Origin of the sequence: Rivularia sp. PCC 7116 (assembly GCF_000316665.1) — a bacterium.
Lineage (GTDB): Bacteria > Cyanobacteriota > Cyanobacteriia > Cyanobacteriales > Nostocaceae > Rivularia.
Window position 1 is genome coordinate 3,655,218 of record NC_019678.1, and the last position, 26,246, is coordinate 3,681,463.

Below are 26,246 nucleotides of genomic sequence, written 5' to 3' on the forward strand. Positions count from 1 at the left end.
ACGACGGGTTTTTATTTTTATGCAGTTGAAGCGGGAATTATAGGAGTTTTCAGTTGAATAGAGCACACCCCCTTAATAAGGAGAGGAGATGGGGGTGAGGTTACGCCTTTACCTAAGTCCTAGCCCTTTTACTAGTTAAGTAATTTTCTGACATTATCAACGATTTGCTGTTGAATAAAGTCATCATAGGGCATTGGGTTATGATGCAAACGCTTCTGCTTGCGACCGTTAGAACCACCAGGCCAAGGTTGATATCCCGGACAAGTTACTTCAAAAGAGCCACAGGAAACTTTGATTGGCGAACCATTGGCTCGTCTGGCAATATTCTGTTCTTTCTGATCGCAAACTTGAGCGCGACAGTTTCTGACTTTTCCATTTAAAGCACTATCGAAGGGAACTGCATTATCAGTATCTAAGCGATTACTTTGCCATCTGTTGAAAAAGTAGTCAACATTTGCAGGTATTGTGCGTCGTCGAATCGGTTCTCTAAATCCTCCAGCAGCGACTGGATCTATAACGCCTAAGAAAAGAATTCTTCTTTTTATCCTGGGTGCAAGACTGAGCAAAGAATCACCACCAAAACTATGTCCTATTAATATTAATGGTCGATTTGGTTCTAAGTTATTATTAATATAGTTTTCAGCTTGTCTAAGAAATTCTCTATCGTTGGAAGTCATGCTTTTTTGCTTTGCACGGTTTGTAAAACTATCCCAAGGAACGTCGCGAATTTCTGCACCCATCGCTGACAATCTTCTTTTTACTTTGTTCATTCCCCATGCACAACAGTCCATATAACCATTAACAAAAACAGCATAGGGACGTTTATTAATCTGCCGATAAGTCATTTGTGCTTCGGCCTTTGTTGAGTTGGGTAACAATATTGAAGTAGAAAGTGTTGCAATTAAGCTAATGGTAGTAAATAATTTAGATATTTTCATTATTTCAAGGTCATTAATAATAAAATTACTGTTATCTCTTACGATGATTTTCAGTTTTTATGCAATACAAACCGAATCTCAGCTTTTCCTAACAAATATCCCTCTGCCATAATCTGGAGAGGGAAAGATAATGAAGTTATATTATCTATATAACAGCTGATTTTTCTAATAATTTAGGAACAGGGTTCGAGCTTTTCTGATAAGTCAGTTTGTGCTACTTTTACTGGAGTTTGTTTAACCTTGGTTCGAGAAATCTCTAAGGAACAGGCTTCTTCAGATATGATATTTTTTGAATTTGTAGAAATCGGTGCAACTTTAGTTTGCGAAATATAGGATGTTGTTGGTAAAGAAGCGGCAGTTTCTAGCTCAAGGATATGAACGCTTCCTTGAGGAATATTAACCAATCTGATTTTTTTGGCGGAAGTTAAACCAGTTACAATACCAATCGCGTTTCCAGCCAAACCACCTTTCATAGTGCTGTTGCTATCACCACCTAAAGCTCCGACAATACTACCACCAAGGTTGGTAGATACTTTAGAATTTCGTTTTGCTTTCTGGTTGGCACTTTTTACAGTAATTTTCTGACTGGGAATTACAGGGCTGGTAGCTTGAATTGAAACAACTTTCCCTCCGACGATAATAGATTTGGCAACTATTTTAATATCTTTTTTATAAGGTACTAGCTCTACCGCAACCGGGCTATTAGCTTTAACAACTTCTGTTCCATTTTGGTCTAAAATTGGTTGAGCTAAAAGTACTGTCATTGGATAACTCTTCTTTTTTCCGGAATCTACTTGAACTTGTTGGGGAAAAGCGATTACTAATGCAGAAGATTTAGGAAGTACACTTGTTTGAGATTGAGTTTGTAAATTCTCAGGTTGATTTGATTGGGCTATAGCAGGTATAGCATTTGTTGTTGATGCTAAAACAACCATAGCGATACTTAATAATGTATTATTTTTCATTTTATGTTTTCCTTTTTTATATGTTGTAGGTTAATTTTTAGAGATACTTTTGGTTAGATGAAAACTATAGCCATAAAAGATTTTGATGAAATATGCATATTCTAATTATGGCTATTCTAGTAATTTAATTATCAAAATTAGTTATTTGTTGAAATATGTGCATTTGCTTTCCCGCTTCTATCTGCATACGTTTGGTTTTTTGTATTTCGTTATTCATTTCTATTTGACCAGCAGTCTGCACAAAAACGCCACAGTTTTGACCAGCAGTTTCGCTTGTGATGGTTGTATTATCAATATCAATATGAGAATCTCTGTTCCAAGTATTATCTTGCTTATTAATAGTATTTTTTGAACTATTTCCAGTTCTAATTTTCTGCTGGCTTCCTCCTATATTACCGCCAATTTTGAGATAATTAAAACCTGCACTACCTTTTGTTTTAGTAGAATTTTTATGTGCTTGTTGAGTAGAATATTTATAATAAGAACTTGTTGAACCGTTATTGTTTGTAATGATAGTTTTTTTATCCACTCTAGTATTTTGAGCCACAATATCATCGCAATAAGCACGATGGTTTTCTGCTAGAACATCGTGGCTAATCCAAGGTTTAGACTGTGCTGATGCTGGTGAAACTGAGATAAAAATAGTGGTTGCAGCAATCAAAGAAGTCATTAACTTTAAACGCATTGTTGTGTTCCTTTGTGTTCTTATCTGTATGTCATCTTTTACGACGGGTTTGAGATTTTATGCAGTTGGAATTACTTTTTTTGAAAAATCTCTGAGAGAATGGGGAGCAATATCAAGAAAAAGACTAAATACCTAGCTGAAGCGCAATATTAAATTATGATTTTAAATTGCAAGAGACGTAACACTGTTACGTCTCTACAGGGGTTTCATATTTTTTACGATGCACCATTTTGAACAACCGTCTGGAAATTAATAACCAAATTTGAATCCATCAAATTCAGAATTTAATTAAAAAATCGTAAACAATCGCGCTATAATGCCAGAAAATCTCCTAATACTCTCAATAATCCCCACTGTATTATTCACATCTTCTATTGCATTATCTAAAGATTGAATAGCCAAATAAAGTTCTGCTTCTAAGAGTTGCATTTTTGCTAATACTTCTTGTAAATCTTGTAACTCTAATTCGTAAAGATATTGACGACAGGATTCTCTGTATTCGATAAATTCTTTTTTCTTTACTTTATCTGTTTCTGCTTCAAATGCAAACTGAATTGCCGGAGAATAAAGTTCTAAAACTTTTGTTCTAATTTGACTTAGTAAGTTATCAGTTGTGAACATTTTTCTATTTATCCCCTGCATTTGCTTTTGGTTGTTCTGGTTGTTCTGTTTTTTCTAAAAGTGCTAAAAAATTATCGATATCTTCTAAAGAATTGTTAAGACGTGCGACGGTAATTTTGTCTTCAACACTATCTTTAAAAATATCTTTAAATTCTTGCAAAGCAACACTAGCAGCTTCCAATTGTTCTACTCGGTTATCGGATTTCAATATATTTACTCTTTGTTGAATCCAGTCTTGCTCTTTTTGTATGTTGCTTTCCTGAATTAAAGGACGAATTACAAAACGTTGCTCTTGAGCATTTCGTTTAATCTCAACTCTTACTTTCATAAACTCACTCAATTTTTTGAGCATTTCTTGCTGGATTGTCAGTTCTTTTAAAATTAATCGATCGCGCTTTTCTAGTTCTTCTCGTAAAGCGCCTTGGATTTTAGAATCGATGACTAAACTTCCTATCCTTTGTAAAACACTTTCTTCTGGAAAAAAGCTAGTTTTCTTGAGATTATTACTAACTTTCTTTAAATTTGTGGCAATACCTGTAATTTCTTTTTTAGTTCTCTCTGGTGCATCATCAGTAGCCAGTTCTTTTAATTTCTCAAAGTAGTCTTTTAACAGTTGATTATGATTTTTAATCTCGTTGATTACTTGTATAATTTCTCTATCTTTCGCGGCATTTTTTTGATATTGCTCTGCTGTTTGATTGGAAATTCTATCATCTGCTAATATAGCTTCCGAGCTTGCTTCTATGTGTAATTTCTTCGCTTGCTCTAGCAATGTATCCACAGCATCTGTATAACTATCTCCTGCTTTTGCAAGATTTTCGTATTTTTTACTGTAGCGACAACCAGTTGATAAAGTTGCAACTACAGCAACTAAAACAAAGGTTTTACGAAAGTTATTGAGCATTGGTTTCAATTCTTTGATGAACTTGTTGTTACTTTCTACGATGGTTTTTTGTGTTTATGCAGTTGAAGTGAAACTTTTTTACCAGTTATGTTTGAGATTACCCTGAATCCAACCTTGAAGGCTAAAGCAATAAATAATTAAAAAACCCAAGGAAATGGGCTTGATTGAGCGTATATTTATTTTCAAAATGTTGTGAAATAGGTATGTTAGCTCACTACAATACAAGCGGTTAATCTCTATTCAACCAGCATCGACGGAATTACTACAATTTTGACTAGAATTTGAATTGGTGACGGCTGGATTATCGCCATTAATAGGCGAATCTCCGTTCAAAGTATTTTGTAGAATATTAACGCTATTTGTTGGAACATTTCCAACTTTAATTTTTTTCTGGATTCCTGCTAGATTAGCGTCGATGTTGAGATAATACAAACCTGCATTCACATTTGCTCCAATCAAATTTCGAGGTGTTTGTTGAGTAAAATTTTGGCTATGCGAACCGGTTGAAATATTATTATAGTTATTATCTTGAGCCATATTGTCATTGCAATAAGCGGGATTAATTGTAGATTTAGATTGTGCTAATGCTGGTGAAATAGAGGTAAAAATAGCGGTTGCAGCAATCAAAGAAGTCATTAATTTTAAACGCATTGTTGGGTTCCTTCGTTTTCTTGTTTGTATGCCACCTTTAACGACAGGTTTTGATTTTTATGCAGTTGAAATGAAAATTTGTTGAAAAATCATCAAAATCATTGCCTCACAAGCAATACCGGTTTTTCTTTTTTATTTCAGCGTCATATAATTAAAATCACTGATAATATACTTAGAGTGCGAGTATTACATGCAACGCCGACAAGGAACGGTGGAAGTTTTTTCTACCTTTATACAATTTGATACAGACAAATTTAATGGTTGGGTAACTGACGCAAAATTAAGACGGAGCATGAAAACTTGTTTGGAAAAATCTTCCAGGCAAGATTCCTATAGCTTCTGGGCGCTTTATTGGTATAAAGCCTGGGAAAAATCTGCTAATGCTAGCGAGCAAGATGCACCCAATTACAGTTCATTGGCTTATTCCCATCTTTGTGCTTACTTACAAGAAGTTTGTTATTGGGCTGCGAGAAAATCAGCACTCAATTCCTCGGGGCATTCTTCAATTTCAGACTTCTTTCAAATCGCGATCGCGCAAGTTGGTAAAATATTAAAAGCTTTTAATCCCGAACAAAGCTCTCATCTAAAAAGCTACGCGGAATTATCTTTTGAGCGAATTATTCGCGATGTGTTGCGGGTGCGTCGGGAAGCCGATGTTTGCTCTGATGTGGCTCTGTTACATAAAGTTAGCCGCAGAAGGTTGATAAAGTCATTGCAAAATATGGGCTTGAGCCAAGAAAATATCGCAAATTACGTTTTAGCTTGGGAATGCTTTGAGGAACTTTATACTTCCGGTAATACGGAAATTCGTCAGCGTCGCAAACCAGATAAGGCTGATTGGGAAGCTATTACCAAACTTTATAATGCTCAACGTTTAACCCGTGGTTTATCTTCTGGGGCAGTTAATTCGCAAACAATTGAAAAATGGCTAGGAGAAAGCGCTAAAGCTATTCGTAATTTTCTCTATCCCAAATTTGTTTCTGCTGATACTCCCCTCAAAGATGATGGAGATGCTATTTTATTAGATATACTGCCGGGAAATGTTCAAGATTCTTTGCTCGCCCAAATGGTGGAGCAAGAAGAATCTGCCAGTTTAGAAACTCAGCAAACACAGTTAAACGAAGTTTTAAATCAAGCTATAGCAGCACTAGACAGTAAATCGCGACAATTGCTGCAAGTTTACTACAGTCAACAATTTACCCAAACCGAAATTGCCAAACAATTAGAAATAAAGCAATATAAGGTATCCCGTCTTTTGAGCAGTATTAGAAAGTCATTATTGCTAACTCTTACCCAATGGAGTCAAAACACTTTGCATATTTCTCCAACTTCCGTCGTAATAGCTTCCATCAATATTAGCCTGGAGGAATGGCTCAAGTTTCACTACAGTCAAACCGAGCAGGGTTAGAAATCAAAAGTTAAAATCCCTAGGGAGCCATTTTCATTATGTTTAACACAGACATTCCGTTAATTCTTGATTCGCATCATTTGCACTTGGAAATTCCGCAATCTTCCCAAGTGTCGGAACAAAATTACTCAACTCCGGGTGCTTCTCGACGTGCTTGGATAAATCAACTTTGTCTAGAAGCATTTTTACCTTGGTTTCAAGAAGAAATGGCTCCCGATGCTAAAGTGTCTGTGAATTATGCAGCGTTACCCAGTTTCTGGGAATTGGTTAACGGCGTGCCTATAACTTTTGATAATTACCGCTTAATGTTAATTCCGACTTTGGCAGTTGACGGTGATGAATTGCAGGTACCCCAGGAATGGGTAGATATCCCGGAATTAGCAGCCGATTATTACATTGCGGTTGAGGTAAACCCCGACGATAATTTCATTAAAATATTCGGTTATACAACTCATGAAAATCTTGTCAATAAAGGGCTGTTAGACAATAACAACCGAAATTACAGTTTAGAAAGCGAAGATTTGATTGACGATATTAATGTATTAGCTGTTGCTTGGCAATTTAATACTTCAGAAACTTTACGAGCCGAAATAACCCCTTTAGAATCAATTCCCGAAACCCAAGCAAAAAACCTTTTAGAACGTTTGGGAAACTCCGAAGTTAAATTTCCCCGTTTAGAAGTTCCCTTTTCAGTTTGGGGTTCGTTAATAGCACAGTCAAGCTGGCGAAAAAAACTATACGCAAAACGTCAAGGTTTACCGGTTGAACAATCAATTACTCAATGGTTGCAGACAGGAATCACGAACTTATCTCAAATCTGGGGATGGGAGAAAAAAGAATTTGCAATGGCTTCCGGAGGAATGCGAAGTAGCGCATCAGTTCAAGGATTATCCAAAGAACTAATAATAGCAGATAATACATATGAATTGCGGATATTCCCAAGAGAAGCAGGTGAAGATATAATTTGGCGATTTGAATTACGCAATCCGGTTGCTGGTGGTGAAATTCCGGCTGGCTTCAAATTAAGATTGCTAACCGAAGACTTAGAGGAATTTGAAAATAATCAAGATGTTGCAACAGTTTCCACCGACGTATTGTATGTAGAAGTGATTTTAGAACCTGGGGAAGGTTTGGTTTGGGAAACCGAGCCTGTAGCAGAAGATTGGGAGCGGGAAGTTTTGCGGTTTTGATATAAAGGTTGTTAATAAAAATGAAATTAACCTCACCCCCTGCCCCTCTCCTTGTTAAGGAGAGGGGTGTTTGTAGGGTACTGTGACGGTTACGATAATTGATAAACTTTTACAAAATACTTTGAAACTACCGTCACGCACCAATCTAAATCTCCCTCACTCTAGAAGAGTGGGGCTACTGAAACGAAGCCCACCTGCGTGGGCTGAATTCGGCACATCTTTATAAAGAAATGGTATAAATAATTTATCTCTCATGTAGGGTGCTGTGACGGTTACGGTAATTTATAAATTGTTACAGAATAGTTTGAAATTACCGTCACGCACCACATTATTAACCCCGAATACCTGTCTTGTAAATGCTGCTTAGCAACCTCACCCCACTCCAATATCCTTCTCATTACTTAAGAAAGCGGAAGGAGCGAGGTTAATTATGGTGAATAGAATATTCTCCTTACAAAGCTAATTCTTTATTGCAACTGCATAGCCTAAATATCTTTATTAAACGTTAGTATTTACACCGATATTTTTTAATTTTCTAGTAAAGATACTGTAAAGGTGTATAGATTATCCTGTGTTCCATGATTTAATACAAATTAAGTAATTCCGGCGACAACAGTATTATTACTTAATCAGATGAAAAAACGACTAATTTCAGATGATATTTTACTGTTTTTAAGAATACGGAATATCAAAACTTCCAAGCAGTTTTCATGGTATTTTTATGAGCATTAATATGACGAATAAATTTCTAAACATAGTTAAACTCTCTATGCTTACAGCTGTAACCGCAGGGTTGACAATAGGGACTGTTGTAGAGTCTGCGGAAGCTTTAGCACCATTGAGTGGTTGGGGAATGGGCACAGTCTCAAATGCAGGAAATGACCCTGATGAAGCCAAAGAGCAAAATATTGGTTTTGAATTATTAACGGGAAAGACACGAATATCAGATAATGGTTCTTTTATTTTTAAGGGAGCTATTGAGAACTTTTTTTATACAGATTTCTGTGACAATGGAAATTTTGATACGTGTAATTCGGCTAATAATAATGAACAGTTTAATGAATTTAAAGTAGGCTTTGATGTCGGAGATTTAAGAGCTTCATTGAATGACGACAAGACAGTTGCTACTTACGAAATTTTGTCTAATAACTTCGTTCTCGAAACAGATAATGAAGAACTGGGAGATAATGGCAATAAAAGCTTTAGCGAACCCGAACCTCTTGTATTTGCTTCTTTTGAGCTAAGAGAGAATGTAAATAATTCATTTATTGAAGACTTAGACACTATAATACAGGAATCTTTCAAGCAATTTTTTGTTATCGAAAATGATGAACCTAAGATAGCAGAAAATCCAGATCCAGACGAAAATGATGACGGAAAATTCAGAAGAGTAATTAATCAAAATCCACCAAATATTTTTGTAAAAGACATACCTATTAATTTTGGAAATGTTCAATCCTTAATAGGAGCAAGTGGACCAGTATTAAGTAATGGTGAATTTGAAGGAGATAAAGGTACTTTTGTAATTAAAGAATTTGTCGCAACGCCGCCTGTAAAAACAACCCCCGAACCCGGAAGTATAGTTAGTTTATTCGCTTTAGGTACTTTAGGTGCGGGAGCATTAAACAGACGTAAAATTAGAATTAACTCTAATAAATAAGCTAGAATTACAGTAAGCTAACTTCTTAAGTGTGAACTTCCTACACCTTAAAAGTAAATTTTTATAAACCTCCATTCCTTGTTATAATAATGGGCTGGAGGTTTAGCTTACAAAAATAAAAAGTTATAAATAAAACTTTTCATGTAGCTTTATAAAATTGATATTTGTTGCAGTTTTAGAGACATAATCGTTTTACATAATAAAATGACTTCTATCTTCAAAGTTAAATTCAGCTATGAAATTGTCTCCTCCTCAATTTTGCTTTATTGCTAGTGGAATACTAGTTAATCTATTGATTTCCCAAGCTAGTTTGGCGCAAATTACTCCTGATACAAGTTTGGGTAGTGAAAGCTCTAGAATTAACCCGAATGTCAATATTAAACAAGCCACTGCGGATTTAATTGAAGGAGGAGCAATTCGAGATACCAACCTTTTTCACAGTTTCCAAGAATTTAATATCGGAGAAGGACAAAGGGTTTTCTTTCAAAATCCCAATGGTGTAACAAATATCCTAACTCGTATTACTGGTAGTAACATTTCTCAAATTCTCGGCACTTTAGGGGTTGATGGCAATGCAAATCTGTTTTTGATGAATCCTAATGGTATTGTCTTTGGCACAGATGCACGATTGGATGTAAACGGTTCTTTTCTAGCTACTACCGCAGAAAAAATTAACTTTGCAGACGGAACTCAATTTAGCAGCAAGGATATACAAACTCAACCTTTACTAACCATTACTGCTCCTCTTGGTTTAGGTTTAGGAGAAACACCAGGAACTATAAACAATCGTTCTGTTGCTACTAATAGTGCTGGGGAACCTTCAGGATTGCAAACACAACCAGGAAATACATTAGCGTTGCTTGGTGGTGATATTTCTATAGAAGGAGGAATCCTGTTTGCATCAGAAGGACAAATAGCATTAGGTAGCGTTGCAGCTAATGAAGAAGTTGGTTTAAATTTTAATGACCAAGGTTTTAGCTTCAATTATCAAGGAATTCAAAACTTTAAAGATATAAATTTCTCTCAAGGAGCATTAGTCGCTACTATTACTACCAGTAATATTGGTGGTGATATAAATCTCCAAGGAAAACGTATTAGTTTAACAGAAGGTAGTCAGGTTTTTTCTATTGCTCAAGCTCAAGGAAGATTAGGAAATTTGACAGTAAATGCATCTGAATCAGTAGAAGTAATAGGTGTTTCACCCCTAGGCTCTCCCAGCACAATATCTGAAGTTGTTTTCCAAGATGCTACAGGTGAGGGAAAAACTCTAACCATTAACACCAGACAACTAATTGCTAAAGATGGAGGACAAATATCAACTGGTACTCGTGGTAATGGTAATGCAGCAAATTTAAAAGTAAATGCTTCTGAGTCAGTCGAATTAACAGGTATTTTTCCAGGTGAACAAGATTTACCTAGTGCAATTTTGGCTCCAGTTGCTCCATTTGCAACGGGTAACGGTGGAACTATAACTATTGAAACTGGAAAATTAACTCTTAAAGATGGAGCGCAAGTTAGAGCCAGTACTGCTGGTACAGGTAATGCAGGAGATATAAAGGTAAATTCCTCATCAGTGACAATCGAGGGAACTGCACCGGATGAAATCACTCCCAGTGCTTTTTTAACTCAAGTAGAAAACTTTTCTACTGCTACCGGTGATGCTGGAAATATGACTATTGACACCGGAGAACTAGTTCTTAAAAACGGAGCGCAAATATCAAGTGCTGCCAGAAATACCGGTAATGGAGGAACAATTCAGATTAATGCCGCAAATTTGATTCAACTGAGTGGAACAGCACCCAAAGCCGATTTAGAAGAAGGAAGTAGTGGGATTTTTGCATCAGCAGAAAAACCATTTATAGATGAGTTTATATCAGGAGAAACTATATTTACTAATGCTGATTCTGGAAAATTAAATATTCAAACTAGACAGCTAATAGTTGAAAACGGCGCAAGGATTTCTGCCGATAACTTTGGATCTGGTGATGGTGGTAATGCGACTTTAAATGTGGGACAGTTAATAATTCGGGATGGAGGGCAAGTAGGAGCGGGTTCTAGAGTAGAACAAAATCCTATAAACAATAATCGAGGTCCTGGTGGTATCTTAACAGTCAACGCAACTGAATCCGTACAAGTAACCGGCACCGGTACAATCGGTGAAAATATTCCCGTCAACTCCACCCTATTCACCGCAGCCGAAGGCACCGGAAACGCCGGAAACCTATCCATCACCACACCCAACTTACTAGTAAAAGACAACGCAGAAGTCACCGTCAGCAGCATCGGTACGGGTAAAGCAGGTAATCTAGAAATCACTGCCGATAAAATCGAGTTAAACAACCAAGCTAAACTAATTGGTGAAACCCAAGAGACAGCAGATGCCGGGAATATCAAGCTCAATTTAGAAGACTTTTTACTGTTACGAAATCAAAGCCAAGTTTCCACCTCTGCGGGTACGGCAGCAGCTCCGGGAAATGGTGGCAACATTACAATTGATGCTCCCGATGGCTTTATTGTTGCAACTCCCAATGAAAACAGCGATATTACAGCCAATGCTTTTAGCGGTGAAGGCGGACAAATTACAGTTAATGCGAATAATATTTTTGGAATTGCACCTTTAACTAGAGACGAATTAATTCAACAACTAGGAACTGATAACCCAGAAGAACTTAACCCAAATAATTTACCCACCAGCAACATTACAGCGATATCTCAACAAAACCCGAATTTAAACGGTGATTTTACCATTACAGATCCAGATGTCGATCCGAATCGTGGTGTAATTGAACTGCCATCAAACCTAGTTGATGCATCCCAGCAAGTTGCTCAAGCTTGCACTCCTAAAGGAAGACAAAACGCCAGCACCTTTATCGCTACAGGAAGAGGAGGTTTACCGCTCAGCCCTAATCAACCTGTGAGGAAACCTGCGGTAATTACAAATTGGGTTGATTTACCGTCGCAAAATGTAAGTCAGGGTGTAGAGAATAGGGAGCAGAAAGTAGTAAGAGAAAGAATTGTAGAAGCTCAGAAGTTTGTAGTGGATGAGAATGGGGATGTTTTATTAGTAGCCGAATCCGAAGAAGGTGGTATGGATAATTCGGGTTTGAATTGTGGTTGATAAAGTTTGCTAGTAGCGAACCCTCTATTTATCCTTAGAACTTATATGATGTCCGGCAAATCACCCATAATAAATGACGTTTAATTTAACTTACATCTTCCACCATTTTCAACAACCGCCGTATTCATAAATTCTCAGGCTAATACACAAAGTCTGATAAATCAGACTGGGCAAGGGTTTTAGTGCGTTTTAACGTACTTTGTATATGAGCCTCGGATTTTTATTTCTCTGCGTTCACGCAGAGCGTGCGGGCTAGAAAGCCTCCGACTTACAAGGCGGTATTAGGGCTTAACGACAATGGTGCAAGATGTCAGATTTAACGGACATGATATGACACCACAAGTCTTATTATTACCTTGAAAATTGATCTAAATGTCACTGCACCTTACAAAAAATGTAGCAGTTGCGTAAGTCCTAGCTTCTAAAAAGCTACATGAAATTATTGTTCAAAACTTTTGCTATTACCCTAAATTGCTTGAAAGTTAAGATTATTATTAAATTATACATATTCTTTATATTTTGTAATAGTAATTTTACTTAAATTTAATTAGACATGTGTCAATATAACTAAGATTAAAAAAATTTTGGCATATATAAAGCATGTATAATAACTGGCAAATAGCACTGATAAGTGCTATTACAATTGGTTCTGCATTGATACATCCCAGCGCTTATGCAAACCCTCAAATTATCCCCGACGCTACTTTACCGAATAATTCTCTTGTCAAAGTCGAGGGAAAAATTAATAGAATTGAAGGTGGAACTACTGCCGGTGGTAATTTATTTCATAGTTTTCAACAGTTTTCTATTCCAAAAGGTCAAAAAGCTTTTTTTAATAATGCAATTGATATTAATAATATAATTACTCGGGTTACAGGTAATTCTATTTCTAATATTAATGGATATATCCGTGCTAATGGTAGCGCAAATTTATTTTTAATTAATCCTAACGGAATTATATTTGATAGGGGTGCTAGATTAGATATTGGTGGTTCGTTTATAGGCAGCACTGCTGATAGTATCAAGTTTAGTGATGGCAGTTTTTTTAGTGCGACATCCCCAGAATCTCCACCTTTGTTAAAAATTAATCTGCCTGTGGGTTTGCAATTCGGCAGCAATCAAATGGGTAAAATTAGTAATTCTGGTCAGCTAAAAGTTGATTCTGGGAACAATATTACGTTAATTGGGAATATAATTGAAAATAGAAGGGCATTAGAACTAAATGGCGGACAAATTTCTCTTGCAGCTATTTCTTCTGAAGGATTAGCTAATTTAGCAAAAAATGGAGAGTTTTTAAGTTTTGAATCTCAGTCAAATAATATAAATAATCTTCAATCCGATGCTGGCAGTGCGATTGTCAAAAGTCCAGTTATAGTACAAAAAGATAAAGCGGGTAATACCGGAAAAATTGTTATCCAAGCTCAAGATAATTTAGAAATTATCAGAACTTCTATCAAAAGCAGTAATGGTGGCGACATTAATTTGCAAGCAAAGAAACTATCGGTAATTGATAGCATCATAGAAACAGCGCTAAATTCTAAAGCTAATGATAACGGTGGCGATATATCTATTTTAGCTGAATCAATCAAGATTACAGATACTCGGAATCAAAGAGGTAGTACTAGGATTTCCAGTCAAGTTCTAACAAATGCCAAAGGTAATGGTGGTGACATTGATATTACAACAAATTCGCTTTTAATCGACAATAAAGCTAGAATTTATGCTGGAACAAGAGGAAAAGGTAATGCTGGTAGTGTTTCAATAAATGCTAGCGACGCAATCGAACTTTTAGAAGGTGATATTTTTAGTCAAGTAGATAATAGTGGAATCGGTAATAGCGGCAATATTAATATTCGATCTAACTCGTTGAAGTTAGATGGTGGAGAAGGTAATAGAGCATTAATAAATACTAACGTAAAGGCTAAAGGAAGTGGAATAGCAGGAACAATTTTTATTGATGTTAAAGACAAAATTGAATTAAGAAATGGTGGCAGAATTGTTAGCAATCTCGAAAAAAAAGGGGATGGAAGTGGTGGTAATATTTTTATTAATGCGCGTTCGCTCTTCTTAGAAAGAGGAGGAAGGATACAGGCTTTAACCCAAGGAAGTGGACGGGCTGGTAACATTGATGTTCGAGCGGATGAGTCGATTTCGATTTCTGGAAATCCTGAATATACTAGCTCTGCTGGTATATATACATCCAGCGAAGCAACTGCTGGCGGAGAAGGTGGAAATATTAATCTTATAGCTAACAAATTAAAAATATCTGATAACGCGGTATTAAATGCTCGTAGTCGAAGCAGTTTTCCAGGCGGTAATATTACAGTTGAGGTTGACAGTTTAGAAATGACTGATGGGGGTCAAATTTTGACCACAGCTTTTGCAGAAGGGAATGCAGGTAATATTGAAATTAATGCCCGAGAAAATATTTCTATTTCTGGTAGTGATTCTTCTTACTTTAACCGACAAATTAAACTGTTTAAGCAAAAACGTAATGCTGACAGTTTAGTTGCTAACGATACTCCTTCGAGTGGCTTACTGGCTCGGAATACGGGTATTAGTGATGGTGGAAAGATAGTAATAAATACAGAAAAAATCACTGTTAGAGATGGAGGGGTATTGAGCAGTGAAAGTACAGGAAAAGGTAATTCGGGAAATATTAAAATCGATGCTAATTTTATTGAACTAATTGATGGAGGACAAATAATTACTAATAGTAAGGATAGTGGAAATGCTGGAAATATAATATTGAATGCGGATAAAACAGATGCGACTCAAATTTTAATTTCTGGTAGCGATCCTAATTATCTGCAAAAATTTACTCAAGCTAGTGAATTAGTCGAGCAAGGAGTTTTTGACGAAATTAACCAAATTATTCCTAATGATACTTCTAATAGTGCTTTACTCGCGAAAACCCAAGGTAGCGGAAATGCTGGAAGTTTAACCCTTAATGCTCAACAATTACAAATTGCTAATCAAGCAGAAATAGCAGCTTCCACTTCTAAAAAATCTACTGGTATTGGAGGCAGTATTGTATTTAATGTTGGGGAATTAAATATTGACAACGATGCTCAAGTTGCAGTCAGCAGTAATGGAACTGGAAATGCCGGAAATATAAATATAAATGCTCGTTCTATAGGTTTGAATAATAATGCTTTACTTACAGCTAACACTCAAAGCGCTAAAGTTGATTCCGAAATAGAACAAGCGACAATTAATATAAATTCAAAACAATTGATAATGCGTCGTGGTAGTAATATCACAACTAATGCTAAAGGAGAAAATGTTATCGGTGGCAACATTAATATTGAGACTGATATTATCGCTGCTTTAGAAAATAGTGACATCAGCGCAAATTCTGAAAACTTTCGTGGTGGTAATGTAATAATCAGGACTCAAGGTATCTTCGGTACGCAATTTCGACCCCAATCAACTTTAAACAGCGATATTACCGCTACAGGTGCAACTGAAGATTCGAGCGGTAATGTGGAAATCATTACTCCCGATATTGACCTTAATCTTAACTCGATTGAATTGTCAGAAGTACCGGTAGAATCGAAAATTGCTCAAGCTTGTACTCCCAGAGGCAGACAAAATGCTAGCACTTTCATCGCTACCGGAAGGGGAGGTTTACCACTTAGCCCCAACCAGCCTGTAAGAAAACGAGCGGTAATTGCAAATTGGATTGATTTACCGTCGCAAAATCGAATTGAGGTGGTGAGGAATAGCAAGCAGGAAGTAGAAAGAAAAACAATTGTGGAAGCTCAAAAGTTTGTTGTGGATAAGAATGGGGATGTTTTGCTCGTAGCAGAATCTGAAGAAGGTGGTTATCGTAATTCGGAGTTTAATTGTGGTTGATTGGTAATTGATGTTAAACACTTAAATCAATCAACAGCATAAGATGTAAACTGACGCTTAAAGGGAGAATGATTGGTGCGTGACACTAAAAAGATTATTACTACGTTCCAAATTACTCAAAGTGTCACAGCACCCTACAAGCAAATGTGCCAGTTGCGACCATTGCAGTATTTATAAATCATTGATTGACCTTAATATAGTATTTCTAAATCATTTGTGATATTTGAGAAAACCGGTTTTTGGCACCTATCTTTTTCACAACTCATATAGGATTGCTATATTCTACCAATTACCAACTACCAATTACTTATTAATAATCCGCTCAACTAAAACAGAAACATCATCAAATGCAATCGGTTGAATTGTTCCAGAAGTAAGGGTAAATTTAGTAGCATAATCCCCATCTAAGGGGTCACGAAATACTACTAAATGCATTTTTTTCAGATTAACAATCCAGTATTCTTTAATTCCTGATTCAGCATAAATTTGACTTTTTTTATCCAAATCTTTCTCTAAACTAGTATTAGAATACTCAATCACCCAAAAAATATTTTCCACATAGGGATGATGTTCTCGATATTCTCTTCCTAAACGTTGAACAATGGCTAAATCGGGTTCCGGTTCCGAATCAATGGGCAAGGTAATTGGTTTCGCTTGACGAACATCAACACGTTCGCCTAATAACACAGTTAAATACTTACCTGCTTCATGACTACAATAAGCGTGAGATTCCCCTTCTGGTGACATTTCAACAATTTCCCCTTTTAATAACTCAACCTTGCGATCGCGCAAAATTCCAGCAGCTATCATCTGGTGGTAATCCTCAACCGTCCATTTAGCAGTAACAAGAGTCATGCTAATTGCTTCTCCCAATTGTGCTATTTTTTCATGTTAAAGCATTCAATAAATACTCATCTTTTTTTTAAATTTGCGATATCGGCTATTTATCAACTTGATAGTTCATAAATTTTAATATTTTGACATACTATCTTTACTATTTATGACTGTATTTTCGCTTAGAATTAATTTGATTATGTATAAATAAATTACTACTTATTAAAAACCTCTACTATCCCCTATACTTAATAATTAATAACCTGACTCAAAAAAACTCCGCGCCCCTTTGCGTATACTTTGCGTCCCTCTGCGTTTAAAAATATATAATTATTATGAAATATAAAATTAATCATAACTGGTTTATTCCTCATCTTAGAATCCGTTACTTCCGCACTCCCATTATTTTATTTTTAATCGCAGTCTTTCTAACAATAAATGTCCCCGTTACTGCCAATATCGCCACATCGCAATCTCCAAAAACCCAGCATATAGCATCTCTACAACAAGGAAAACAACTATATGAAGCCGAACGATTTGCTGATTCTGTCAATGTATTGCAGCAAGTTGTAACCAACTATCGCAACACCGGCGACAAATTAAAACAAGCCGTTGCATTAAGTAATTTGGCTTTGGCTTACAAAAAGTTGGGTAATTTAAATCAAGCCCAGGAAGCAATTACCGAAAGTTTAAGTTTATTTGGCACTGATACAAAAACGCAAATCCCAGATAGAGAAGTTTTAGCTGCAATTCTCGATATCCAAGGCAGCATTCAGTTAGATTTGGGGCAAGCCGAAGCAGCACTGAAAACTTGGCAGCGCGGGGAAGCAATTTATAAACAAACTAATGATAAAAGTGGTATTGTTAGCAATCGCATCAATCAAGCTCAAGCTTTGCAGGTATTGGGATTTTATCGTCGCAGTTTATCAACTTTGACTGCATTGCAAAAAGAGCTAAAATCGCAACCAAATTCTATTGTTAAAGCAGTAGAATTACGTTCTTTAGGAGATGCTTTACAATTGGCGGGAGACTTGAAACAATCCCGTCAGGTATTGCAGCAAAGTTTGAAAATTGCTCAAAAATTGGATTCTCCCCAAAATGCCAGCGCTGCTTTATTTAGTTTGGGTAATACAGCCCGAATCGAACAAGATTTTCCCGCAGCAATCGATTTTTATCAGCAAGCTGCCGCAGCTACAGCAAACCCTGTAACTAAAGTACAAGCACAAATTAATCAATTCAGTTTATTGGTTAATCAAGGGCAAGTAAAAACAGCACGAACTTTATTACCCAAAATTCAAACTCAACTCGATAAATTGCCAGCTTCTCAAACAAATATCTATGCTCGGCTGCATTTGGTGCAAAGTTTGCTCAAATTGAAAACTCAACCCCAAATGCTTGCTCAAATTTCTGCTACTGCCGTAGAGCAATCTAAAAAACTAGCAGATAAAAGAGCGGAAAGCTTTGCTCTGGGAACTTTAGGCAGCGTCTACGAGCAAACTCAGCAATATGCAAATGCGCGCAAACTTACTCAGCAAGCACTTACCATTGCTCAAACTATTAATGCCCCAGATATATCTTACCGGTGGCATTGGCAATTAGGAAGATTATTGAAAAAACAAGGAAATATTGCCAGCGCGATCGCATCTTACGATACTGCCGTAGATAATTTACAGACTCTTCGCAGCGATTTAGTTGCGGTAAATAGAGATGTTCAGTATTCCTTTAAAGAAAGTGTTGAGCCAGTATATCGGGAATCGGTGGCATTGCTGTTAGAATCCCAGAAAATTAACAAGAGTGAAAAAACTTTAGATAAAGCCAGACAAAGAATTGAATCATTGCAGCTAGCGGAATTAGATGATTACTTTCGCCAAGCTTGTATCAATACTCAAACGGTAGTCTTAGATAAAGTGGTAGACGAAGATAATCCCACTGCCGCCATTATTTACCCGATTATTTTACCGGAGCAACTACAGGTAATTGTGAAAATTCCCAATCAACCTCTGCGTAACTATGCGGTTGATAAATCCCAAAGTGAAGTTGAAGCAATTCTGACACAATTGCGCCAATATATTCTAGAGCCAGATAGAGCCGATGAAGTGCAACAGCTATCGCAGCAAGTATACGGTTGGTTAATTAAAAATATTGAGTCAGATTTACAGAATAGTAAAGTTAATACCCTCGTATTTGTATTAGATGGGGCATTGCGTAATATTCCAATGGCTACTTTATACGATGGCGAGCAGTATTTAGTTGAAAAATATGCAGTCTCGCTAAGTTTGGGGCTGCAGTTGTTGGCACCAAAACCTTTAGCACAACAACCACTCAATGTTCTAGCGGCTGGTTTAGTAGAGCCACCGGAAGATTTTCAGAAGTTTCCGTCTTTGCCAGAAATTAAATCTGAGTTTGATTTGATTGATAAAGCCGGAGTATCTACAAAACAACTTTTAAACAACGAATTTACCAGCACAACTTTAGAGAAAAACGTTAATAAAACTCCATTTAACGTGCTGCATTTAGCAACTCACGGTCAATTTAGTTCCCAGCCTGAAAATACTTTTATTTTAGCGGCAGATGGTGCAATTAATGTCACCGAATTCGATCGTTTGCTGCGTCGTCGGGGTGAAGTTCGTTCGCAAGCCTTGGAAATGTTGGTGTTAAGCGCTTGTCAAACTGCTGCTGGCGACAATCGCGCCACCCTAGGCTTAGCGGGAGTATCCGTCAAAGCTGGAGCGCGGAGTACTTTAGCTTCACTGTGGCATGTCAACGATAAATCCACCGCGATTTTAATGGGTGAATTTTATCAAGAGTTGGCTAACACAAAAGTAACCAAAGCAGAAGCTTTACGCCGTGCCCAAGTCAAGCTGTTGAAATATCCTAATTACAACCTTCCTGGTTTTTGGGCACCTTATGTATTAGTTGGGAATTGGCTGTAAAGTATTGGGAATGGGCGTGGTAAGCCACTGCGTTGGGAGGATTCCCCGACTTGTAGCAAGTGGCGCAACCCAAAGGGGGCATTGGGCATTGGGAATAGCTGACGAAGTGATGGGGTGATGATTTTTTATTTTCTTCCTCCCTCACTCCCTCACTCCCTCTCTCCCCCCTCTTCCCCCTCCCCAAATCCCACATATATGGTAAAAATCTAGGCTGTTTCCAAAGATGGAAGATGCGGTTTTACTGATTCAAGCCAAGTTGCAATCCGCTCGTCAGTTTTGTCGCTTTCATTAACTTCATCAATGGGTAAACCGATAAATTTACCGTCACGCACTGCAAAGGAATATTCATAGGTGTAACCATCGGTAGGAATTTCGCCAACGAGGGTTGCACCCAATTTTTTAAAGTGATCGTATAAAGTTCCTAATGCACTGACAAACTGTTCGCCATGATTTTGATAATCTCCGGCACCGAACAATGCAATGGTTTTACCTGTAAAATCTGGCTTATCCATTTCCATTTCAAACAATGGATCGCGCCAGTCATTTTGGACTTCTCCTGAACCCCAGGTGGAACAACCGAATAGCAAATAATCATACTCAAGCATTTCATCAACGCTGGTAAAATCTTCTTCCATGCTAAAAAGTTCGCATAGTTCTTCACCAAAATGCTCGTGTATTTTTGTGGCGATTTCTTCAGTTATACCGGAAGTACTGCCATAAAAAATAGCCATCTTTGCCATAATTAAAGCTCCTCTGGATTTTAGCAATAAATTTTTTTTGCTGCGATTATTTAGGATTTGTATTTCCAGAGATTCCCCGATTTGAAACAGTCGCAATTTATGACTGAATCAATAATTAAGTTAGGATTAAAAGTAGGATAACTTTTAGCTCGACTGTATTTTTGTGCAATTAATTGATTCGAGTTAGTTTACTCCAACAATTAAAACACTATTCCAAATTACATTTAGATTTGTTGCAGTGTTGTAACAGATATGACTAAATCTGTTATGACTCCATTGTATTGCCGGAAAAATGAGAGCATCCCAATTTTGAACAGACATTTTACCCGACACCCTATAAGGGTGCGGCTAAATAAACTAAGCCCACCGTAAGGTGGGCTAAAAAACCCGGATTTTTCTAGTCCGCTGCCACGGCGGACTTTGTAGGTATAGCCTCACCCTTATAGGGTGAGGCTATACCTACCCCAACCAAATATTATTTAACTGAGTAGCTATAACTTGTTTTTGTACTACTTCTAATTGATACGAACGCCAAAAATGCAATATCTGCTGACTGACGATTTCAGGATAAAAATAGTGGAAAAAATGACCCCCTTGAGGACATTTCCATAAAGTATCTTCCGGTTTTAAGTATTTCTTCCATTCGTACAAATCGGGATAACCTAAAATCATATCAATTTGTCCCCCACAAACCATTAAAGGCATAGAAATACCTGAAGCAGTTAGTCTTTCTATTTGTAGCAAGGAATGCATCAAAGGTAAATTTTCTAAATCTCGATAAAAACTATCAATTAAAGTTTGCGGACAACGGGGGTATTTATCTCTAAATATATTTTCCAGAGTATTAAATAAAGCTTCTGTTTGACTTAAAGTATATATTTGACGCTGCTGATAATAATTAACATGCCAAGTTTTTGCGGGTTCTGCTGCCACAGAAAGTAAGGTTAAAGACTTAACTAAATGAGGAAATTGACGAGCAAACATTAAGGCAATAGTTCCACCTATGCCATGACCAATTAGATGAATGGGAGCGTCTTTTGTTTTAAGATAATTATGTAATAATTCAACTGCTGTATCTATACAAGCTGGCTCATCTGGAGACTGAATATATTCCCATCCTGAAATACTTGTATATTTGATTAACTTATTTATTAAAGGCGTACTTAAAAACCTTAAAGAAGGACTAGCGCTAACCCAAACAACATCACCGTATATAGACATACCAACTCCTTCCAAGGAATATTACATCAACAATCAATAACTATTATCAATAAACGCATTGCCCCAAAATGCAATTATCTTTATAAAATGAGTCAATTATCCCGATATCTTGTACCATTCTCAAGAAGTCAAAATAAACCCGTTTTTACGTTATCAAAGCAACATTATGTCGTTTTGCGATCGCAAAGAAACCGGGTTTCTAACACTACTACAAGATATGAAATTAAATAATGACTATTTAATGAAGATTAGTTGCAATAAACATTAATTTAATATTATTAGATACAAAATGAAAAAAAAGTTTTGATGTTACATTTTATATTGAGAGAATGCATTATTGATTACTAAATAATTTTGAATAATTCTTCAATTGCATCTGCTGCTAAAACCACGCCGGGAGTACTATTAATTTTTTTAGCTAATTCTTTTGCCTTGTTAGTATAAATCGGGTTTTTGAATACCCGAGAAATTGCTTGAGATAATTTGGCTTCATTCAACTGCTTGATTGGTATGCTTACGCCGACTTGATGGTAGCGAATTCTAGCTGCGACACCGGGTTGATCTCCTCCGATGGGAACTGCTAGCATCGGTACTCCTAACTGCAATGCTTCCAATGTTGAATTCATCCCCGCATGAGTGATAAATAATTCTGTTTTTTTCAGAACTTCGACTTGGGGGGTTTTGCGAAGAATAATAAAATTTGGATATGTCTGACGTAGATTTTGAAGTAAATTATCCGGTACGAACAATCCAACAGATAAAACTAATTGACAGTCGAATTGGTGACAAACTTTAGCAATGGTTTGATAAGCTTGGGATTGGTCAGTATAAACAGTTCCCAATGCAGCATAGATAATCGGCTTACCATTTAATCTTTCCCAAGGAAAATCAAATTTAACTCGTTTGCTGCAATTAGTCCAAGGGGCTGTATAAATATAATCTTTAACTAGTTTCCGTGGAAAATCAAAGACTTGGGGAATTTGAGTAATGCGTAATAAAGCTTGTCGAGAATCCCTTAATCCTCTTCCCGATGGCAATTTCCAAGCTTTAGCATAACGTCTTTGTACTCCAGTAATTAAAGGAGTCATACAATAATTTAATAGCTCACTGACAATCTTATTTCTGAGTTTCCCCCACCAAGTATTTGAGTAGCTCCAACCAAGCATCATTGGTGGTACTTCTACAGAACCTAAGAAGTCTGGTGCGGTATATTCCATGACGACATAGGGTATCTTATGCTTTTCTCCAAGTAAAAATAAATGGGGTGATAAACCATCTAAAAGCAAACAATCAAGCTTATGGGGATTTTGAATTAACCAATTATCTATTCCTAGTAGATATGCTTGATAGCTGGCGTTTACTTGCTGCATCATCCCTGAAATTTTCCAAGGAGGTACCCCCGCAGCCACCTGTCTGAGCAGATTATTGGTAGCTCCTAAAGGTAGTTTTTCGGTAGCGCATTCAACTATTTCTAACTCAGCCGATTTTCCAGCTTCTATCGTATCGGGAATTGCAAAAAAAGTGACTCTATGTCCCCGATGCTGTAATTCTGCCGCTAATGCAATCGAGGGGTTAAGATGTCCATCACCACCTGGAACAAGTAAACCAAAATTGAGGATGGAATCGATTGGTTGCACTCCTGAAGATGCGTTCATTTACTATTTAAGTTACAAATATTACGACATCTGTTGTAACTCAGTTTTTGGGAAATCGGTATATTTTAACTTAATATATTGACTCTCTATCCAACTGGAGAGTTTATTATATTTAGCATCTTGCACCATTGTCGTTAATCCCGAATATCACGGGAATAAAAATCAGAGGCTAATATACAAAGTACGTTAAAACGCACTATAAAACTTGCCCAGTCTGATTTCCCAGACTTTGTTTGTGAGCCTGGGAATTTATTCCCAGGCGCTTGTTGAGCTTGGGGTGCAAGATGTTAGTTTAAACGCACTAAAAGACCTGTATAGTCGTCTTTAGAGGACTTTGTTTGTTAGCTTGGAGAGCAGTGCGCTGCGGAGGTTCTCGCAGTACGTAGCAACTGCGGAGAATTTATTCCAAAACAATTATAGAGAATCATGCAAAATCTCAATTATATTGAAAATATAAACAGTGGTATTTAAACTAAACTACTTGATTGTTTTATTTCAAGGTACACAGCAAAATTAACATCGACATAGTATAAAAAGTTAGTTTCTTGTCTTATTAATTAAAAAATTAATTATGAAAACTTTATCCTTAAAATTACGAGGCATGAGTTGTGCTTCTTGTGCTATTAGTATAGAAAAAGTGATTAATTCGGTTCCCGGTGTTAGCGAATGCAATGTTAATTTCGGTGTCGAACAAGCTACTGTCAAATATAATCCTCAAAAAACTGATATTCAACAAATTCAAAACGCTGTTGATGCTGCTGGATACAGTGCAACTCCCCTACAAGAGCAAGAAATATTGGGGGAAGATGATACTGATATTGCAGCTAGAAAAGCAGAAAGAAACATTTTGATTGCTAAGGTGATAGTAGGTGCTGTAATTAGTATTATCTTAATAATCGGTTCTTTACCGATGATGACTGGATTAGAGTTATCTTTCATCCCTGCATGGTTGCACGATCCTTGGTTGCAGCTAGCAATAACCGCACCCGTACAGTTTGGGTGTGGCTATGGATTCTATACTGGGGCTTGGAAAGCGATTAAACGCCGCACTGCCACAATGGATACTCTGATTGCTTTGGGTACTTCGGCGGCATTCTTCTATTCTCTATTTGTAACTGTATCTCCCGATTATTTTATTAATCAAGGTTTGAAGGTGGAGGTATATTACGAAACTGCTGCGGTGGTAATTACTTTAATTTTATTAGGGAAATTATTTGAAAGTCGGGCTAGGGCAAAAACCAGCGAAGCAATTCGTCAGTTAATTGGTTTGCAGGCTAAGGATGCGCGGGTAATTCGCGATGGTAAGGAAATAGACGTTCCCATTCAAGATGTTGAGCTTGATGAAATTATTTTAGTGCGTCCTGGAGAAAAAATACCCCTTGATGGAGAAGTAATTCAAGGTAGCTCTACTGTTGATGAAGCTATGGTGACGGGAGAAAGTTTACCTGTCAAAAAACAGCCCGGTGATGAGGTTATCGGCGCAACGATTAATAAAACTGGTAGCTTTAAATTTAGAGTTTCCAGGGTAGGGAAAGATACCGTATTATCGCAAATCGTGCAGTTGGTTAGACAAGCCCAAGCAAGTAAAGCTCCGATTCAAAGATTAGCAGACAAAGTCACGGGGTGGTTTGTGCCGGTGGTTATAATAATTGCAATGTTTACTTTTGCGATTTGGTTTAATGCAACGAGCAATATCAGCCTTGCTTTAATTACCACTGTGGGAGTTTTGATTATTGCTTGCCCTTGTGCTTTGGGTTTGGCTACTCCAACGTCGATTATGGTAGGTACCGGTAAAGGTGCCGAACACGGTATTTTGATAAAAGGTGCCGAAAGTTTGGAACTCGCTCATAAAATCCAAACCATTGTTTTAGATAAAACTGGCACTTTGACGGAAGGCAAGCCTACGGTGACTAATTTTGTCACGGTGCGCGGTACTGTTAATAATAATGAATTGGAAATAATTAAGTTAGCCGCTGCATTAGAGCATAATTCAGAACATCCATTAGCCGAGGCTGTAGTTAGATATGCTGAGAATCAGGGTGTGGGGTTCATAGACAGTCGTGATTTTGAAGCCGTTGCTGGCAGCGGTATCCAAGGATATGTGTTAGATAAATGGGTGCAAATTGGCACCAAACGCTGGCTGGAAGAAGTTGGAATCGATACTAATTTATTTCACCAGCAAAAACAAACTTGGGAAGCAGAAGGTAAAACTGTAATTTGGATTGCTGTAGATAGTAAGGTTGAAGGTTTGATGGGAATTGCCGATGCTTTAAAACCAACATCTATGCAGGCAGTAGGAATGATGCAGAAATTGGGTTTAGAAGTAGTAATGTTAACTGGAGATAATCTTGCCACAGCAGAAGTAATTGCCGCAGAAGTTGGTATTGATAGAGTATTTGCCGAAGTTCGACCTCAACAGAAAGCAGCTATTGTAAAATCTTTGCAGGCAGAGAAGAGAAAATCTCGATATAAAACAGTGGCAATGGTGGGGGATGGCATCAACGATGCTCCAGCCTTAGCTCAAGCCGATGTCGGTATGGCAATTGGTACCGGTACGGATGTGGCGATCGCTGCTTCTGATATAACTTTAATTTCGGGGGATTTGCGTTTAATTGTCACGGCTATTAAGTTGTCTCGGGCAACTATCAATAATATTCGTCAGAATTTGTTCTTTGCTTTTTTCTACAATATCTTAGGTATTCCCATCGCAGCAGGAATTCTGTTTCCCATATTTGGCTGGTTGCTCAATCCAATAATTGCCGGTGCTGCAATGGCTTGTAGTTCGGTTTCGGTTGTGAGTAATGCTTTGCGATTGCGTAATTTTAAGGTGGAAATTGGGAATTGGTAATTGGTAATTTAGACTTG

17 protein-coding genes are annotated in these 26,246 nt (G+C 37.1%); 7 read left to right on the forward strand and 10 right to left on the reverse strand.

Going from position 1 to position 26,246, the window contains the following annotated elements; all coding sequences use genetic code 11:
- Positions 1 to 131 precede the first annotated feature (131 nt).
- The 6 genes from RIV7116_RS14310 to RIV7116_RS14335 form a co-directional block, all read right to left on the reverse strand.
- Complete coding sequence (locus RIV7116_RS14310; protein WP_015119005.1) at positions 132 to 938, reverse strand: hypothetical protein; 807 nt, start codon at positions 936 to 938, stop codon at positions 132 to 134.
- A 173-nt stretch (positions 939 to 1,111) separates the two neighbouring features.
- The gene (locus RIV7116_RS14315) at positions 1,112 to 1,903 is read right to left on the reverse strand and encodes a hypothetical protein (protein WP_015119006.1); all 792 of its coding nucleotides are present in this window, start codon (positions 1,901 to 1,903) and stop codon (positions 1,112 to 1,114) included.
- Positions 1,904 to 2,027: 124 nt separating this feature from the next.
- On the reverse strand, positions 2,028 to 2,588 hold the full coding sequence (locus RIV7116_RS14320) for a hypothetical protein (RefSeq protein WP_015119007.1): 561 nt from the start codon (positions 2,586 to 2,588) through the stop codon (positions 2,028 to 2,030).
- A 288-nt stretch (positions 2,589 to 2,876) separates the two neighbouring features.
- Positions 2,877 to 3,209, reverse strand: a complete 333-nt coding sequence (locus RIV7116_RS14325; protein ID WP_052330815.1) for a hypothetical protein — start codon at positions 3,207 to 3,209, stop codon at positions 2,877 to 2,879.
- 4 nt (positions 3,210 to 3,213) lie between these two features.
- Complete coding sequence (locus RIV7116_RS14330; protein WP_015119009.1) at positions 3,214 to 4,113, reverse strand: hypothetical protein; 900 nt, start codon at positions 4,111 to 4,113, stop codon at positions 3,214 to 3,216.
- A 240-nt stretch (positions 4,114 to 4,353) separates the two neighbouring features.
- Positions 4,354 to 4,764, reverse strand: a complete 411-nt coding sequence (locus RIV7116_RS14335; protein ID WP_015119010.1) for a hypothetical protein — start codon at positions 4,762 to 4,764, stop codon at positions 4,354 to 4,356.
- A 190-nt stretch (positions 4,765 to 4,954) separates the two neighbouring features.
- On the opposite strand from RIV7116_RS14335, the gene RIV7116_RS14340 reads away from it, so the two are divergent.
- The 5 genes from RIV7116_RS14340 to RIV7116_RS14360 all read left to right on the forward strand — a co-directional run bounded on the left by RIV7116_RS14340 (position 4,955) and on the right by RIV7116_RS14360 (position 15,998).
- Positions 4,955 to 6,172: a sigma-70 family RNA polymerase sigma factor gene (locus tag RIV7116_RS14340; RefSeq protein ID WP_015119011.1), complete on the forward strand. Its 1,218-nt coding sequence runs from the start codon at positions 4,955 to 4,957 to the stop codon at positions 6,170 to 6,172.
- 38 nt (positions 6,173 to 6,210) lie between these two features.
- Positions 6,211 to 7,362: a DUF1822 family protein gene (locus RIV7116_RS14345; protein WP_015119012.1), complete on the forward strand. Its 1,152-nt coding sequence runs from the start codon at positions 6,211 to 6,213 to the stop codon at positions 7,360 to 7,362.
- 733 nt (positions 7,363 to 8,095) lie between these two features.
- Complete coding sequence (locus tag RIV7116_RS14350; protein WP_015119013.1) at positions 8,096 to 9,022, forward strand: PEP-CTERM sorting domain-containing protein; 927 nt, start codon at positions 8,096 to 8,098, stop codon at positions 9,020 to 9,022.
- Between the two features lie 235 nt (positions 9,023 to 9,257).
- Positions 9,258 to 12,140: an S-layer family protein gene (locus RIV7116_RS33880; protein ID WP_015119014.1), complete on the forward strand. Its 2,883-nt coding sequence runs from the start codon at positions 9,258 to 9,260 to the stop codon at positions 12,138 to 12,140.
- Positions 12,141 to 12,740: 600 nt separating this feature from the next.
- Positions 12,741 to 15,998 carry a filamentous hemagglutinin N-terminal domain-containing protein gene (locus RIV7116_RS14360; protein ID WP_015119015.1) on the forward strand — a complete coding sequence of 1,086 codons (3,258 nt, stop codon included), beginning with the start codon at positions 12,741 to 12,743 and terminating at the stop codon, positions 15,996 to 15,998.
- 303 nt (positions 15,999 to 16,301) lie between these two features.
- Here RIV7116_RS14360 and RIV7116_RS14365 read toward each other — a convergent pair whose 3' ends face one another.
- A complete protein-coding gene (locus RIV7116_RS14365) occupies positions 16,302 to 16,853 on the reverse strand; it encodes a Uma2 family endonuclease (RefSeq protein ID WP_015119016.1) in 552 nt (183 codons plus the stop codon).
- A gap of 314 nt (positions 16,854 to 17,167) precedes the next feature.
- On the opposite strand from RIV7116_RS14365, the gene RIV7116_RS14370 reads away from it, so the two are divergent.
- Positions 17,168 to 19,765 carry a CHAT domain-containing protein gene (locus tag RIV7116_RS14370; RefSeq protein ID WP_015119017.1) on the forward strand — a complete coding sequence of 866 codons (2,598 nt, stop codon included), beginning with the start codon at positions 17,168 to 17,170 and terminating at the stop codon, positions 19,763 to 19,765.
- Positions 19,766 to 19,971: 206 nt separating this feature from the next.
- Here RIV7116_RS14370 and RIV7116_RS14375 read toward each other — a convergent pair whose 3' ends face one another.
- The 3 genes from RIV7116_RS14375 to RIV7116_RS14385 all read right to left on the reverse strand — a co-directional run bounded on the left by RIV7116_RS14375 (position 19,972) and on the right by RIV7116_RS14385 (position 23,381).
- Positions 19,972 to 20,505 carry a flavodoxin gene (locus tag RIV7116_RS14375; protein WP_015119018.1) on the reverse strand — a complete coding sequence of 178 codons (534 nt, stop codon included), beginning with the start codon at positions 20,503 to 20,505 and terminating at the stop codon, positions 19,972 to 19,974.
- A gap of 459 nt (positions 20,506 to 20,964) precedes the next feature.
- Complete coding sequence (locus RIV7116_RS14380) at positions 20,965 to 21,726, reverse strand: alpha/beta fold hydrolase (protein ID WP_015119019.1); 762 nt, start codon at positions 21,724 to 21,726, stop codon at positions 20,965 to 20,967.
- A gap of 344 nt (positions 21,727 to 22,070) precedes the next feature.
- Positions 22,071 to 23,381: a glycosyltransferase gene (locus RIV7116_RS14385; RefSeq protein ID WP_015119020.1), complete on the reverse strand. Its 1,311-nt coding sequence runs from the start codon at positions 23,379 to 23,381 to the stop codon at positions 22,071 to 22,073.
- A gap of 571 nt (positions 23,382 to 23,952) precedes the next feature.
- On the opposite strand from RIV7116_RS14385, the gene RIV7116_RS14390 reads away from it, so the two are divergent.
- On the forward strand, positions 23,953 to 26,229 hold the full coding sequence (locus RIV7116_RS14390; protein ID WP_015119021.1) for a heavy metal translocating P-type ATPase: 2,277 nt from the start codon (positions 23,953 to 23,955) through the stop codon (positions 26,227 to 26,229).
- Positions 26,230 to 26,246 lie beyond the last annotated feature (17 nt).

Bases quoted from the DNA above. Each gene is read 5' to 3' on its own strand.
- RIV7116_RS14360 (WP_015119015.1), top strand. From the start codon at position 12,741: ATGTATAATAACTGGCAAATAGCACTGATAAGTGCTATTACAATTGGT.
- RIV7116_RS14390 (WP_015119021.1), top strand. From the start codon at position 23,953: ATGAAAACTTTATCCTTAAAATTACGAGGCATGAGTTGTGCTTCTTGT.
- RIV7116_RS14385 (WP_015119020.1), bottom strand. From the start codon at position 23,381: ATGAACGCATCTTCAGGAGTGCAACCAATCGATTCCATCCTCAATTTT.
- RIV7116_RS14365 (WP_015119016.1), bottom strand. From the start codon at position 16,853: ATGACTCTTGTTACTGCTAAATGGACGGTTGAGGATTACCACCAGATG.
- RIV7116_RS14330 (WP_015119009.1), bottom strand. From the start codon at position 4,113: ATGCTCAATAACTTTCGTAAAACCTTTGTTTTAGTTGCTGTAGTTGCA.
- RIV7116_RS14380 (WP_015119019.1), bottom strand. From the start codon at position 21,726: ATGTCTATATACGGTGATGTTGTTTGGGTTAGCGCTAGTCCTTCTTTA.
- RIV7116_RS14310 (WP_015119005.1), bottom strand. From the start codon at position 938: ATGAAAATATCTAAATTATTTACTACCATTAGCTTAATTGCAACACTT.
- RIV7116_RS14340 (WP_015119011.1), top strand. From the start codon at position 4,955: ATGCAACGCCGACAAGGAACGGTGGAAGTTTTTTCTACCTTTATACAA.
- RIV7116_RS14320 (WP_015119007.1), bottom strand. From the start codon at position 2,588: ATGCGTTTAAAGTTAATGACTTCTTTGATTGCTGCAACCACTATTTTT.
- RIV7116_RS14350 (WP_015119013.1), top strand. From the start codon at position 8,096: ATGACGAATAAATTTCTAAACATAGTTAAACTCTCTATGCTTACAGCT.
- RIV7116_RS14375 (WP_015119018.1), bottom strand. From the start codon at position 20,505: ATGGCAAAGATGGCTATTTTTTATGGCAGTACTTCCGGTATAACTGAA.
- RIV7116_RS14335 (WP_015119010.1), bottom strand. From the start codon at position 4,764: ATGCGTTTAAAATTAATGACTTCTTTGATTGCTGCAACCGCTATTTTT.
- RIV7116_RS14370 (WP_015119017.1), top strand. From the start codon at position 17,168: ATGAAATATAAAATTAATCATAACTGGTTTATTCCTCATCTTAGAATC.
- RIV7116_RS14345 (WP_015119012.1), top strand. From the start codon at position 6,211: ATGTTTAACACAGACATTCCGTTAATTCTTGATTCGCATCATTTGCAC.
- RIV7116_RS33880 (WP_015119014.1), top strand. From the start codon at position 9,258: ATGAAATTGTCTCCTCCTCAATTTTGCTTTATTGCTAGTGGAATACTA.
- RIV7116_RS14315 (WP_015119006.1), bottom strand. From the start codon at position 1,903: ATGAAAAATAATACATTATTAAGTATCGCTATGGTTGTTTTAGCATCA.
- RIV7116_RS14325 (WP_052330815.1), bottom strand. From the start codon at position 3,209: ATGTTCACAACTGATAACTTACTAAGTCAAATTAGAACAAAAGTTTTA.